This window comes from Haloflavibacter putidus, assembly GCF_006546625.1.
GTDB classification, from domain to species: domain Bacteria; phylum Bacteroidota; class Bacteroidia; order Flavobacteriales; family Flavobacteriaceae; genus Mesonia; species Mesonia putida.
This window is the reverse complement of the sequence record NZ_VIAR01000011.1, coordinates 101104-113022: the sequence shown is the minus strand read 5'-3', so window position 1 is coordinate 113022 and position 11919 is coordinate 101104. Positions and strand designations below refer to the sequence as shown.

The 11919-nt window shown below is 35.5% G+C and carries 13 protein-coding genes; 5 read left to right on the top strand and 8 right to left on the bottom strand.

The window, feature by feature from the left end; genetic code table 11:
• The first annotated feature begins 374 nt into the window (after positions 1-374).
• Entirely contained in the window at positions 375-1766 is a 1392-nt protein-coding gene (lpdA, locus tag FKR84_RS10925) for a dihydrolipoyl dehydrogenase (RefSeq protein ID WP_141422343.1), read from the top strand.
• 80 nt (positions 1767-1846) lie between these two features.
• Here the strand turns inward: lpdA and FKR84_RS10920 are convergent, their stop codons facing one another.
• The 6 genes from FKR84_RS10920 to FKR84_RS10895 form a co-directional block, all read right to left on the bottom strand.
• Positions 1847-2395, bottom strand: coding sequence for a hypothetical protein (locus tag FKR84_RS10920; RefSeq protein WP_141422342.1), 549 nt, complete (start codon positions 2393-2395; stop codon positions 1847-1849).
• A 124-nt stretch (positions 2396-2519) separates the two neighbouring features.
• Positions 2520-3236 carry an adenine nucleotide alpha hydrolase gene (locus FKR84_RS10915; protein ID WP_141422341.1) on the bottom strand — a complete coding sequence of 239 codons (717 nt, stop codon included), beginning with the start codon at positions 3234-3236 and terminating at the stop codon, positions 2520-2522.
• A 10-nt stretch (positions 3237-3246) separates the two neighbouring features.
• Positions 3247-3666 carry a type II 3-dehydroquinate dehydratase gene (aroQ, locus tag FKR84_RS10910; protein WP_141422340.1) on the bottom strand — a complete coding sequence of 140 codons (420 nt, stop codon included), beginning with the start codon at positions 3664-3666 and terminating at the stop codon, positions 3247-3249.
• A 10-nt stretch (positions 3667-3676) separates the two neighbouring features.
• Positions 3677-4174: an outer membrane beta-barrel protein gene (locus FKR84_RS10905; protein ID WP_141422339.1), complete on the bottom strand. Its 498-nt coding sequence runs from the start codon at positions 4172-4174 to the stop codon at positions 3677-3679.
• A gap of 120 nt (positions 4175-4294) precedes the next feature.
• The gene (locus FKR84_RS10900; RefSeq protein WP_141422338.1) at positions 4295-4942 is read right to left on the bottom strand and encodes a porin family protein; all 648 of its coding nucleotides are present in this window, start codon (positions 4940-4942) and stop codon (positions 4295-4297) included.
• Between the two features lie 135 nt (positions 4943-5077).
• Positions 5078-5575: an outer membrane beta-barrel protein gene (locus tag FKR84_RS10895; protein ID WP_141422337.1), complete on the bottom strand. Its 498-nt coding sequence runs from the start codon at positions 5573-5575 to the stop codon at positions 5078-5080.
• A gap of 135 nt (positions 5576-5710) precedes the next feature.
• Between FKR84_RS10895 and FKR84_RS10890 the strand changes: the two genes are divergently transcribed.
• Positions 5711-6319 (top strand): porin family protein, encoded by a 609-nt coding sequence (locus FKR84_RS10890; RefSeq protein WP_141422336.1) that lies wholly within the window; start codon positions 5711-5713, stop codon positions 6317-6319.
• A gap of 74 nt (positions 6320-6393) precedes the next feature.
• Here FKR84_RS10890 and FKR84_RS10885 read toward each other — a convergent pair whose 3' ends face one another.
• Entirely contained in the window at positions 6394-7011 is a 618-nt protein-coding gene (locus FKR84_RS10885; protein WP_141422335.1) for a porin family protein, read from the bottom strand.
• A gap of 116 nt (positions 7012-7127) precedes the next feature.
• Between FKR84_RS10885 and xerD the strand changes: the two genes are divergently transcribed.
• Both xerD and FKR84_RS10875 read left to right on the top strand, forming a co-directional pair.
• Positions 7128-8024 carry a site-specific tyrosine recombinase XerD gene (xerD, locus tag FKR84_RS10880; RefSeq protein WP_141422334.1) on the top strand — a complete coding sequence of 299 codons (897 nt, stop codon included), beginning with the start codon at positions 7128-7130 and terminating at the stop codon, positions 8022-8024.
• A 209-nt stretch (positions 8025-8233) separates the two neighbouring features.
• Positions 8234-9184: an aldo/keto reductase gene (locus FKR84_RS10875; protein WP_141422333.1), complete on the top strand. Its 951-nt coding sequence runs from the start codon at positions 8234-8236 to the stop codon at positions 9182-9184.
• A 79-nt stretch (positions 9185-9263) separates the two neighbouring features.
• Here the strand turns inward: FKR84_RS10875 and FKR84_RS10870 are convergent, their stop codons facing one another.
• Entirely contained in the window at positions 9264-10724 is a 1461-nt protein-coding gene (locus tag FKR84_RS10870; RefSeq protein WP_141422351.1) for an aminoacyl-histidine dipeptidase, read from the bottom strand.
• Positions 10725-10815: 91 nt separating this feature from the next.
• Between FKR84_RS10870 and FKR84_RS10865 the strand changes: the two genes are divergently transcribed.
• Positions 10816-11883 (top strand): DUF3810 domain-containing protein, encoded by a 1068-nt coding sequence (locus FKR84_RS10865; RefSeq protein ID WP_141422332.1) that lies wholly within the window; start codon positions 10816-10818, stop codon positions 11881-11883.
• Positions 11884-11919: the final 36 nt, after the last annotated feature.

Sequence of the window (11919 nt, the reverse complement as noted above, 5' to 3'; positions counted from 1 at the left end):
TTTTGTTTATCAACAAATTTAGACTTATCAACAAAGAAAAAAAGAAGCAAAAAAAGAAATTTTCATCATCATTATCATCCTTTTTAAAATAAGTAAATTTATGTATTGCAAACCTAAAGGACGCTTCGGGATTTGTCAATAAAAAAATGAACAAACAAATTTTATTGAACATAACTATTGTTAATTTTAAGAGCAAGTTTTTTAATCAAACAGTAATTATTCTATAGTTTTTTTACTGAAAAGATTTTAGGAAGAATTCAGGTTTTGTAAATACGATAAAATTTTTCAGTAAAATTTAAAAAACTCGATAGCTTTTCGTTATGCGGATTATTACTTAAATTCGCAAATCTAATTTCAGCATAAACATAACAACTATGAGTAAATACGATATTATTGTTTTAGGTAGCGGACCGGGAGGTTATGTAACCGCCATACGCGCATCGCAACTAGGTTTTAAAACCGCCGTTGTAGAAAAAGAAAATCTAGGTGGGGTTTGTCTTAACTGGGGTTGTATCCCAACAAAAGCACTTTTAAAAAGTGCTGAAGTTTTTGAATACTTAAACCACGCCGATGATTATGGGTTGAAGGTAGAGAAAGCAGATAAAGATTTTGGTGCCGTTATAAAGCGAAGCAGAAATGTAGCTGAAGGAATGAGCAAAGGCGTACAGTTCTTAATGAAAAAAAATAAAATTGACGTTATAGACGGTTTCGGAAAACTAAAAAAAGGTAAAAAAGTAAGCGTAAAAGATAAAGACGGTAATACCAAAGATTACGAAGCAGAACATATTATTGTTGCTACCGGCGCAAGATCTAGAGAATTGCCTAATCTTAAACAAGATGGCGAGAAAATAATTGGCTACCGCGAAGCAATGAATTTAAAAAAGCAACCTAAAAAAATGATAGTGGTTGGTTCTGGTGCTATTGGAGTAGAATTTGCGCATTTTTATAATGCAATGGGCACAGAAGTTACCGTTGTAGAGTATTTACCAAACTTGGTACCTTTAGAAGATAAAGACGTTTCTAAGCAATTTGAACGTTCGTTCAAAAAAGCCGGAATTAAAGTAATGACCAATTCTTCTGTAGAAAGCGTAGACACTTCCGGAAAACAAGTTAAAGCCAAGGTTAAAACCAAAAAAGGCGAAGAAACTTTAGAAGCAGACGTAGTACTTTCTGCCGTTGGTATTAAAACCAATATAGAAAATATAGGTTTAGAAGACTTAGGCATTAAAACCGCAAAAGACAAGATAGAAGTAAACGAATGGTACCAAACCAACGTGCCCGGCATTTATGCAATTGGCGATGTTGTTGCGGGACCAGCCTTGGCGCATGTCGCTTCCGCGGAAGGAATTCTATGCGTAGAAAAAATTAAAGGGATAAAGGTAGAAGCCTTAGACTATGGTAACATTCCTGGTTGTACTTACGCCACGCCAGAAATTGCGAGTGTTGGTATGACAGAAGAGCAAGCCAAAGAAGCCGGTTATGAACTTAAAATAGGAAAATTCCCATTCTCTGCTTCCGGAAAAGCAAGCGCTGCCGGTAAAAAAGATGGTTTTGTAAAAGTTATTTACGATGCCAAATACGGCGAATGGTTAGGTTGCCATATGATTGGCGCCGGCGTTACAGATATGATTGCCGAAGCAGTTTTGGGTAGAAAATTAGAAACTACCGGCCATGAAGTTTTAAAAGCCGTACACCCGCATCCAACAATGAGCGAAGCTGTTATGGAAGCTACCGCAGATGCTTACGGTGAGGTAATACATATCTAAACCTGTAGTGAGAATATAAATTCATAAAAAAATCCCGAGCGTTTTGCTCGGGATTTTTTTATGCTATCTGCAATATTTTCTTACAAAGAAGGGTCTAATTTTGCATCAAACTCCATATCCAATTGTAATTCTAAATTATTGGCATCTTCTGTGCTTTCAAATTCAATTACCAATTTTAAATCGTCAGATTTTACATATTCGTCTACATAAGCGTCTGTAGTTTCAAGATTTAAAACGGTTTCGCCAGAAGGTATAGTTTCTAATTGTCCTACTTGTAAATACTCTAAATCTGCAGTACGTACGCCTAATTTTACAGAATTTACAAAATCAAAATTAGTTTGATCGTCTGCATTTACCAAGGTAATTTTTAGATCGTCTAATTCAATTTCTTCTACTTGGTCAAGCGCTTCGTCCGTATTTAATTCGGCTTCGATAGCTTGTTTTACATTAAGATCCGTTTCTACCGGAATTTCAAACAAATTGATAGGTAAATAATCAATGTTTACGTTTTCGGTAACCGGAATATCGCTAATGGTTCTTATACGATCTATAACATCGTCATCATCGCTACAAGATGTAAAAATAAGACTTAAGATAATTGCCGGTAAAATTAAAAGTTTTTTGTTCATTTTGCTTTGTTTTTTAGTTCAGAGCAAAACTCTAAATTTTAGTTTACCTAATTTATCAAACCTTTGTTAAGACTGGTTTACGGCTTGCTAAAATTCCTTTAACGTTTACTAAAATTCCTTAAAATTAAACCGGTAACAAATCGACAAACCAAAATTTGTAATCCCAATTTTCGGTTTCTTTAAAGCAATCTGTTTTTTTTGACGGACTATAATCTTTCAATACTACTTCTCCTTTTTTAAACTTTACGGAATTTGAAAATAGCGGACCATCATAAACAAAGGTATGAAACTCGCCATTCTCGCCGCACCAATCTACATTTGGTGGCAAATCTTGAAGAAACTGTTTATCTATTGTTCTTCCGCAAAAAGATTTATCTAAATATTTGGCGTTTACCGTTACCACCACCGCTTTATAACCGGCATCTATAAAATCTAAAATTAATTTTTTGGTGTCTTTTTTCCATAAAGGGAAAACGGGTTTTATATTGAAATCAGATAATTCTGCTTCTCGATATTCGCGTAAATCTTCCAAAAGAATATCGCCATAAACCGAATGGGTAAAGCCATTTTCTTGAAAAACCAACAAATGCTTTCGCATAATTTTATTATAAGCTTCCATAGAAATTTCACCATTTAAATCTATAATATAAAGTGGTAAATGGAGTGCCTTTACTTGTTGCTCTAGCAAATTTCGGCGAAGACCATGCATAGAAACCCTATTGGTTTGCGTGTTTATGGTAGTAACCAATTTTTTTATTGGTAAATTTTCTTCTTGTAATTGGTGCAAACTCCACATAGCATCTTTACCACTACTCCAATTTAGAAAAGCTTTAAAAGACATTTATGTTGTATTATTTGGTTATAAAACTACGTATGGCCAATTCGTAACTTTGCAGGCCAAAACCTATAATTACACCTTTAGTATGCGGCGCAAAAAAAGATTTCTGTCGGAAATCTTCGCGTGCATAGGTATTAGAAATATGTACTTCTACCACCGGGGTTTTTATAGCTTTTACCGCATCTGCAATAGCAATAGAGGTATGCGTATAGGCGGCGGCATTTAAGACAATGCCATCAAAATCTTTATCTGCCTCTTGCAATCTATCTATTATCTCGCCTTCGCTGTTAGTTTGGCAATGCGAGAGTTCTACATCTTTTAAGCTAAACTGCAATTGCCCAAAATAATCGTCAAAATTCTTATAGCCATAAACATCTGGCTCGCGATTACCTAGCAAATTAAGATTTGGACCGTTAAGGATAAGAATTTTCATAAGAAAAATTTTAAAGGCCTATACCCAGACCAACTATAAAGGTATTAAAATTAGCCGACCTAAACGTATCGCTGTTTTCGGCAATTTTAAAACCGTACCGCGCTTCTATAAAGATATTATGAAAAATATCGTAACCAACGCCCACAGCCAAATCTAAGCCTAACTTATCTTTAAACTCTGCGTTACCATCGCTTTCAAAAATATAGGTTGCTTGTGGTCCGGCTTGTAAATGCAAATCTGTATTGGCTACATAATATTGCAACATTACCGGCAAATACATTAGGTTGGTGTCGCCGGCTTTTCCGTAAACTAAACCGGGTTGAAATTTAAAGGTATTGGAAAGATGAAACTCGCTATAAAAACCGGCATAAAACCCCGACTCGCCGTCAGAATCGCCATCGGGACTTACATTTAGATAGCCGCCGGTAATACCAACTTCCGTGGTTTGCGCTTGCGCGAATTGAAAAGCGGCCAAAATAATACTAAAGCTTAGAAGTAATTTTTTCATGGATAATTAGTTTTCGACGAAAATACTAAAAAGCCGGCATATTGCAGTAAGGGGTTAAAATAAAAAAAAGCGAAAATCTTCTGGGATTTTCGCTTTTACTATTGACAAGTATTTTATCAATTAAAATTTGTAGCCAACAGATACTTGGATTACCCCATTTTTAACATCTGAATCATTAAATTCATCGTCATTTATATTCGACAAACCTAAATTATATCTCGCGTCAAAAAATAAGCCCATATCTAATTGATAGCCTAGACCTAAAGCTAATCCAAAATCTAAGCTTGACAATTGATCTTTAACATCTGCTGTTGCACTCATAGTTTCTGTTACCCCGTTTTCGGTATAAGTTTGTTCATACTCCCCTTCCGCAGACACTAAAAGACCAATTTGGGGACCAGCGTGCACTGTGAATGCATCAGAAATATAAAACTTAGCCATAATAGGTAAAGAAATATAATTTAATTTTAAAGTTTCTTTTTCTTCTGCGGTGTAAGTCTGCCCCATAACAGTTACTGTTTCAGAATATTCGCTTTTAGCACCTTTCATTGAATATAACAATTCCGGCTGTAAGCTAAATCTTTCGGAAAGCATAATTTCTGCAAAACCGCCAATGTGAAGACCCGTTTTCATATCGGCTTCTTCTACATCATCTCCAACAATTGTTGCAAAGTTAGCACCTGCTTTAACACCAAATTTCACTTCTTGTGCCTGTGTGGAGGCAAAACCAACTACCGTAAAAACGGCTAATAATAATAGTTTTTTCATTATAGATATATAAATTAGTTAACGGGGGCAAATATAAACAAAATTACAAATTGGCATAAAAACCAAACTTATTTTTAAATAAAAAAGACGAAAATCTTACCAGATTTTCGTCTTTAAATGATTATAATAAAGTTTCTAGAATTTATAAGCTGCTCCAATTCCTAAAGCACCGGCACTCGCGCCATCTAAACTGATTCCTTTGTAAAAAGCAAAAATATCAAAATTCATTGTCATATAACCAACTTTTGGTTGGTAATAAAATCCAGAATCGCTCACCTCATCATCTGTGCTTAAGGCATAACCTAAATCCACACCTCCAAACCAGTTTTCAGAAAAGGCATAACGCGCAGAAGCTGCAATTGGAATATAACTTAGATCTTCAGCTTCAACAGTTCCAAGAGGGGTATCAAAATCCTCTCCTAAAAATACGGTGTATCCGGTTGCTATACCCACGTCAAAACTTTCTGCAACATTCCAATGATAGGCAGCATCTAAACCAAGATTTACTGTGGTAAAATCATCAATATCTCCCATAGGTAAACCTGCGTGAATGCCTAATTTAAAACCTTCCTGTGCTTGCATTGTTGCAAAGCTAAACGTTGCAAATACTGCAATAAGTAATAATTTTTTCATTATATATTAATTTTATAGTTTACTCAAATGTAAAAAAAATATTTAAATTATGTTAAATTTTACTAATTTATTTTTCACTCTTTAAAAGTCAATCCAACCCAAGAAGAAGAAAAACGCTACTTTTGCATAAAAAAAATGAGAGTACACAAGATTATTTTAGCTTTATTAACTGTTTTTGTATTTTCTTTTTCGCAAGCACAAGAAAGAGAAAAACAAGTTAAACGAATAGGTTTTCAAAAAACAGATAAGTTTATTTCGGGAGCAATTGGTTATAGCACCACTTCGTATCCAGACGATTCTAAGGCAAACAATTTTAATATAGCACCCAGATTTGGTTATTTTATTAATGATTTTGTGGCTTTAGGAGCAAAAATTGGTTTTTCTTCCGAAAAGCGAGAAGCTACTAATGGACAAGAGCTTTACAATAACCAATCACTTACGCTTGGCGTTTTTGGCCGCTATTATTTATTGCCGGGCAATAGGTTTTCTGTTTTTGGCGAGATAGGCGTTGGTTTTGGCACTATTAAAAATACCACGACAGATAGTCGTTTTAATGGCGTTAACGCAAGTTTTAATCCGGGGTTGAGTTATTTTATTTCAGAAAGTTTTGCTATTGAGGCAAATTTAGGTGTAATAAGCTACGATAGCGTTAAGCAAGATATAAACGGAGCAGATGCTCAGGAAGCTTTTGAAATTGGTTTAGATCTTAACAATATAAATTTGGCCTTGATTTATAAATTTTAGTAGCTGCCAAATTCCGTAAAAATTAAAAAGAGGAGCAAAACGCTCCTCTTTTTTTATTCTTTATTTTTTATGTCTTAAAACATAAAACCAACTCCGGCTTGAATTACAGAGTTATGTGCATCTACGTCTTCAAACATTTGAGTAAAGCCGTAGTTGTAGCGGCCTTGTACAAAGAAACCGTTATCAAATTTGTACTCTAAACCGGCAGCCAAAGAAATATCTATATCTTTTGGTTCTAATGCAGAAGCAATATCTATGTCTCCTCCATCGCTATTTGGTTGATAGTCGATTTCATCGTTTATCAAAAACCCAATTTGTGGTCCGGCGTGTACGTTAAGACCTTCTACCAAGTAAATTTTTGCTAAAATAGGTACTTGAATATAATCAAATTGCACCTCTATGTTATCGTCATTATCCAAGAAGTTATCCTGTCCGGAAGATTTCCAGTCATAACCCTGTCCAGAATATAAAACCTCTGCTTGTAGCGAGAAACGCTCACTGTAAGGAACTTCGGCTACAAAACCGGCGTTAAAACTGGTTCTTGCGTCCGGACTATCAAAATCATCTCCGGCAATAGTAGCAAAGTTAACACCACCTTTAACACCTAGTTGAACTAAGTCGGAATCAGCTTGTGCATTTGCTGTAAAAATTGACATTGCTGCTACGGCAGCTCCTAAAACTAACTTTTTCATCACATTTGTTTTTTGAATTCGGTACAAACATATTGGTCAATTTCAAAATAAAATACTAAGCATACATTAAATAAAGCTTAAATTTGTTCTTAACATAATTAGCCAAAAACCTGCTTATGCTGTGGAGCCAAGCCCTTGAAGATTACCAACATTACCTCCGTTTAGAACGTGGATTATCTGCAAATACGATAGACAATTATTCTTACGACATTGTTAAATTAATCGGGTTTCTAGAAGAAAATAAAAGTAATTTTAGTCCAATTTCTATAAAAGAAGAGCCTTTGCAAACTTTTATTTATCAAATTTCAAAAAGCATGCAAGCTCGTTCCCAAGCTCGGATTATTTCCGCTTTACGCGGATTTTTTAACTTCTTGGTATTTGAAGATTATCGGGAAGACAACCCTATGGAACTTATTGAAGCGCCAAAAACCGGGGCAAAATTACCAGATACACTTTCGCTCACAGAAATTGATAAACTTATAAAACATATAGATTTAAGCCATCCGCAAGGAGAACGTAACCGCGCAATTATAGAAACCTTGTACGGTTGCGGTTTGCGCGTCTCCGAATTGATTAACCTGCAATTATCAGATTTGTTTTTTAAAGAAGGTTTTATAAAAGTTACCGGAAAAGGTAACAAGCAGCGTTTTGTACCCATAAGCGCGCATACCATAAAATACATCAATTTATATAAAAATGAAATTAGGGCGCATCAAAACATTAAAAAGGAATTTGAAGATACTTTATTTTTAAACCGTCGCGGCGGAAGTTTAACCCGCGCTATGATTTTTACGATTGTAAAGCAAACTGCCAAAAAAGCAAACATTAGCAAAAAAATAAGTCCGCATACTTTTCGGCACTCTTTTGCTACCCATTTATTGGAAAACGGCGCCAATTTACGCGCCATTCAGCAAATGTTAGGACACGAAAGCATTACCACTACAGAAATTTATATGCACCTAGACAGAAGCTACCTCAAGAAAGTAGTAGATAAATTTCACCCCAGAAAATAATTGTTCGGATTTAGGTTTTAGTTTTTGAGTTCTTGAGTCTTTGCGTTTCAACTTCAGCATACATTTTATTTATTATATAATGTAAATTCAAAAAACTGTTTACTGTCAACTGATTAATGAAAACCAAACATTATTAAATTTGTGCTAAATAAAAGTAGAAGTTTTTTTGCTCGACGTCAAGTTTTTATCTTGTTACCAAAACAAAAACTATGAAAACATTAAATTTTAAAAATGGCGATAAAATGCCGGCAATTGGCTTAGGAACTTGGAAATCTGAACCGGAAAAAGTTACATACGCCGTAAAACATGCTTTAAAAAATGGTTACCACCATATAGATTGTGCTGCCGTTTACCAAAACGAAAAAGATGTAGGTAAAGCGCTTAAAGAAGTCTTTACGGAAGGTAAAGTAAAGCGCGAGGAAGTTTGGATAACTTCTAAGTTATGGAACAATGCACACAAAAAAGAAGACGTAATTCCGGCGCTAAAACAAACCTTAAGCGATTTGCAATTAGATTATTTAGATTTATATTTAATTCACTGGCCAGTAGCGTTTAAACCAGAAGTAAAAGGCGCTCCAGAAAACGATGACGAGTTTTTATCTTTAGAAGAAGTGCCAATTATAGAAACTTGGGAAGCCATGTTAGAAGCCAAAAAGCAAGGTTTGGTAAAACATGTTGGGGTTTCTAATTTTAGTATTAAGAAATTAAAAGACTTAATGCAAAAAACAGACGATAATCCAGAAATGAATCAGATTGAGTTGCATCCTTATTTGCAGCAAAAAGAAATGTTAGAGTTTTGCAAAGACAATAATATTCATTTAACGGCTTATTCTCCTTTGGGAAGTGGAGACCGCAGCGATGATATGAAAGCAGACAACGAACCTTCTTTGTTAGAAAATGACACAATAAAAAACATTGCTGAAAAACACAATGCTTCTCCTGGTCAAATTTTAATAAAATGGGCAGAAAATCGTGGCACAGCAGTTATTCCTAAATCTACAAACGAAGGTAGAATTGAAGAAAACCTGAAAAGTGCAGAAATTCAGCTGGACGAAGATGATTTAAAGCAAATAGCCAGCTTAGACAGACATTTTAGATATGTTACCGGCGAGTTTTTTGTTACCGAAGGAAATTCGTACGAAAATATCTACGACGAGTAATTTCCGTAAAGAAAGATAAAATAAAAAAGCTGCTGCAAATTAAATTTCGAGCAGCTTTTTTTAATTATTGCGTTCTCTTTTATTTCTTCGGAATGTTTTTTAAAACTTCCATAAAGAAATCCCAGAATTTTTGTGAGGAAGAAATACTCGCTCGCTCATCTGGAGAGTGCGCTCCACGAATGGTGGGTCCAAAAGAAATCATATCCATCTTTGGATAATGGCTACCAATAATACCACATTCCAAACCGGCGTGGCAAGCTGCAATATTAGCTTTTTCGTTGGTTTGTTTTTCGTAAAGCTTGTCTAAAACTTTTAAGATTTCAGAATCCGGATTAGGCGTCCATCCCGGATATTCTCCCGAAAGTTCTACATCAAAACCGCCCATTTCAAAGCCGGCGCTTAAGCTATTGGTTAAATCCCATTTATTACTTTCTACAGAAGATCGCGTTAAACAAGCTACCTCAACCTTACCGTTTTCAATTTCTACACGGGCAATATTGTTAGAGGTTTCTACTAAACCTTCAATATCCGGACTCATACGGTAAACACCATTGTGCGCGGCATAAATAGCTTTTAAAACAGCCGTTTGGTCTTCTGTTTGCATAACTTTTTCCGGCTTTTCTATTTTTTCTAAGCTAATTTCTAAGTTTTTTTCCAAACTTTTATATTCGCTTAAAATTGCCTCTTTTATATAGTTAAATTCTGTCTTTAAGGCTTCTGTCTTATAGTTGTTTACCACAATTTCTGCAACGCTTTCGCGTGGAATGGCATTGCGTAAACCGCCGCCGTTTAATTTTGCTATTTGCATTCCGCTTTCGCGCGAAAGATGAAACAGCACACGATTCATTAATTTATTGGCATTGCCCAAGCCTTTAATAATATCCATTCCGGAGTGACCGCCGTTTAAACCGGTAACACTCACTTTATAAGCGGTAGCGTCACTATCTACTTCTTTTTCTTTATAACTTCTTTTGGCAGAAAGATCTACCCCGCCAGCACAACCTATACCAATTTCATCATCTTCTTCGGTATCTAAGTTTAAAAGGATTTCTCCTTCCAAAATAGACTCGTCCAAATCTTTAGCGCCGGTCATTCCCGCTTCTTCGTCTACGGTAAACAAAGCTTCTATAGCCGGATGCTCTATATCGTTACTTTCTAAAACGGCCATCATTGCGGCAACGCCCAAACCATTATCGGCGCCCAAAGTGGTTCCTTTTGCGCGCACCCAATCGCCGTCTACGTACATATCTATTCCTTGGGTTTCAAAATCAAAATCTGTTGCATTGTTTTTTTGGTGCACCATATCTACGTGGGCTTGCAACACAATTTTCTTTTTATCTGTATGCTTGGCAGTGGCCGGTTTTTTAATAACCACGTTTCCTTTTTTATCTTGTAAAACTTCCAAACCTAGGTCTTTTCCGAATTTTTTAATAAACTCGGTAACGCGTTCTTCTTTTTTAGAAGGTCGCGGCACGGCATTTAAATCGGCAAATTTATTCCATAAAAGCTTAGGCTCTAAATTTCTAATTTCTTCGTTCATAGTTTTCATTTTTTTGCTGAATTACAAAGATAACTTTAATAGGAAAACTATAAAATTTGCGCCACACGAATTACTTTGTATTTTTAGCCTCGTGAAAAGGTATACACATTTTATTCTTGCAATTTTGCTGCCCATTCAAATTGGGTTAATTTCTTACTTGGCAGAATTTCCCGAGCTGGTAGAAACCTATTACAGTAACGGAATTTATCCTTATCTCTCTAAATTTTTGCGCTATGGTTTGGGTTGGATACCATTTTCTGTTGGCGATTTTTTATATGCTTTTTTGGTAATCTCTATTTTGCGTTGGTTGATAAAGCGTTTTAAAACCCGCTTTAAAAAACCAAAGCAATGGATTTTAGAAGCGCTTGCCACTTTATCTGTTTTGTATTTCTGTTTTCATTTATTTTGGGGATTTAATTATTACCGCTTGCCTTTACACCGCTCGTTGCAAATCCGTAAAGAATATACTAACGAGCAACTCTTTAATCTTGCAGAACGCTTGGTAGAAAAAACCAATGCTATGCACGAAGCTTTAAGCAAAAACGACAGCTTAGCGGTAAATTATACGTTTAAAAATCACGAAATTAGAAAAATGGCCGAAAATGGCTACGACACGATTGCTCTGCGTTTTCCAAAATTGGCCTATAATCCAAAAAGCGTAAAACCTTCTTTGTTTAGCATTCCGTTAAGCTATATGGGTTTCAACGGTTATTTGAATCCGCTTACCAACGAGGCGCAGGTAAACAACCAAATGCCAAAATTTAAATTACCTAGCACTACCAGTCACGAGATTGGCCACCAAATAGGTTTTGCCAAAGAAAACGAAGCCAATTTTATGGCTTGTCTTACCACGATGCATCACCCAAATCCGTATTTTAGGTATGCCGGTTACACCTTTGCTTTAAAATATTGCTTATCGGAAACCTATGTGGCAGACAAATGTAAAACAGAAAACCTCATTGCTGCTTTACATCCCGGCGTACTGGAGAATTATAAAGAAGTACAAAAATTTTGGCAAGAACACCAGAATCCGCTCGAGCCATTTTTTAAATTGTTTTATAGTGGTTATTTAAAAGCGAATAACCAGCCCGAGGGCATGCAAAGTTATAATTATGTGGTGGCTTTGTTGGTAAATTATTACGAAGGAAAATCGCTGTAAAACTTCTGCTGTTTTAGGTTAAGATTTAGTAAATTT

Bases quoted from the DNA above. Each gene is read 5' to 3' on its own strand.
- lpdA (WP_141422343.1), top strand. From the start codon at position 375: ATGAGTAAATACGATATTATTGTTTTAGGTAGCGGACCGGGAGGTTAT.
- FKR84_RS10920 (WP_141422342.1), bottom strand. From the start codon at position 2,395: ATGAACAAAAAACTTTTAATTTTACCGGCAATTATCTTAAGTCTTATT.
- FKR84_RS10915 (WP_141422341.1), bottom strand. From the start codon at position 3,236: ATGTCTTTTAAAGCTTTTCTAAATTGGAGTAGTGGTAAAGATGCTATG.
- aroQ (WP_141422340.1), bottom strand. From the start codon at position 3,666: ATGAAAATTCTTATCCTTAACGGTCCAAATCTTAATTTGCTAGGTAAT.
- FKR84_RS10905 (WP_141422339.1), bottom strand. From the start codon at position 4,174: ATGAAAAAATTACTTCTAAGCTTTAGTATTATTTTGGCCGCTTTTCAA.
- FKR84_RS10900 (WP_141422338.1), bottom strand. From the start codon at position 4,942: ATGAAAAAACTATTATTATTAGCCGTTTTTACGGTAGTTGGTTTTGCC.
- FKR84_RS10895 (WP_141422337.1), bottom strand. From the start codon at position 5,575: ATGAAAAAATTATTACTTATTGCAGTATTTGCAACGTTTAGCTTTGCA.
- FKR84_RS10890 (WP_141422336.1), top strand. From the start codon at position 5,711: ATGAGAGTACACAAGATTATTTTAGCTTTATTAACTGTTTTTGTATTT.
- FKR84_RS10885 (WP_141422335.1), bottom strand. From the start codon at position 7,011: ATGAAAAAGTTAGTTTTAGGAGCTGCCGTAGCAGCAATGTCAATTTTT.
- xerD (WP_141422334.1), top strand. From the start codon at position 7,128: ATGCTGTGGAGCCAAGCCCTTGAAGATTACCAACATTACCTCCGTTTA.
- FKR84_RS10875 (WP_141422333.1), top strand. From the start codon at position 8,234: ATGAAAACATTAAATTTTAAAAATGGCGATAAAATGCCGGCAATTGGC.
- FKR84_RS10870 (WP_141422351.1), bottom strand. From the start codon at position 10,724: ATGAACGAAGAAATTAGAAATTTAGAGCCTAAGCTTTTATGGAATAAA.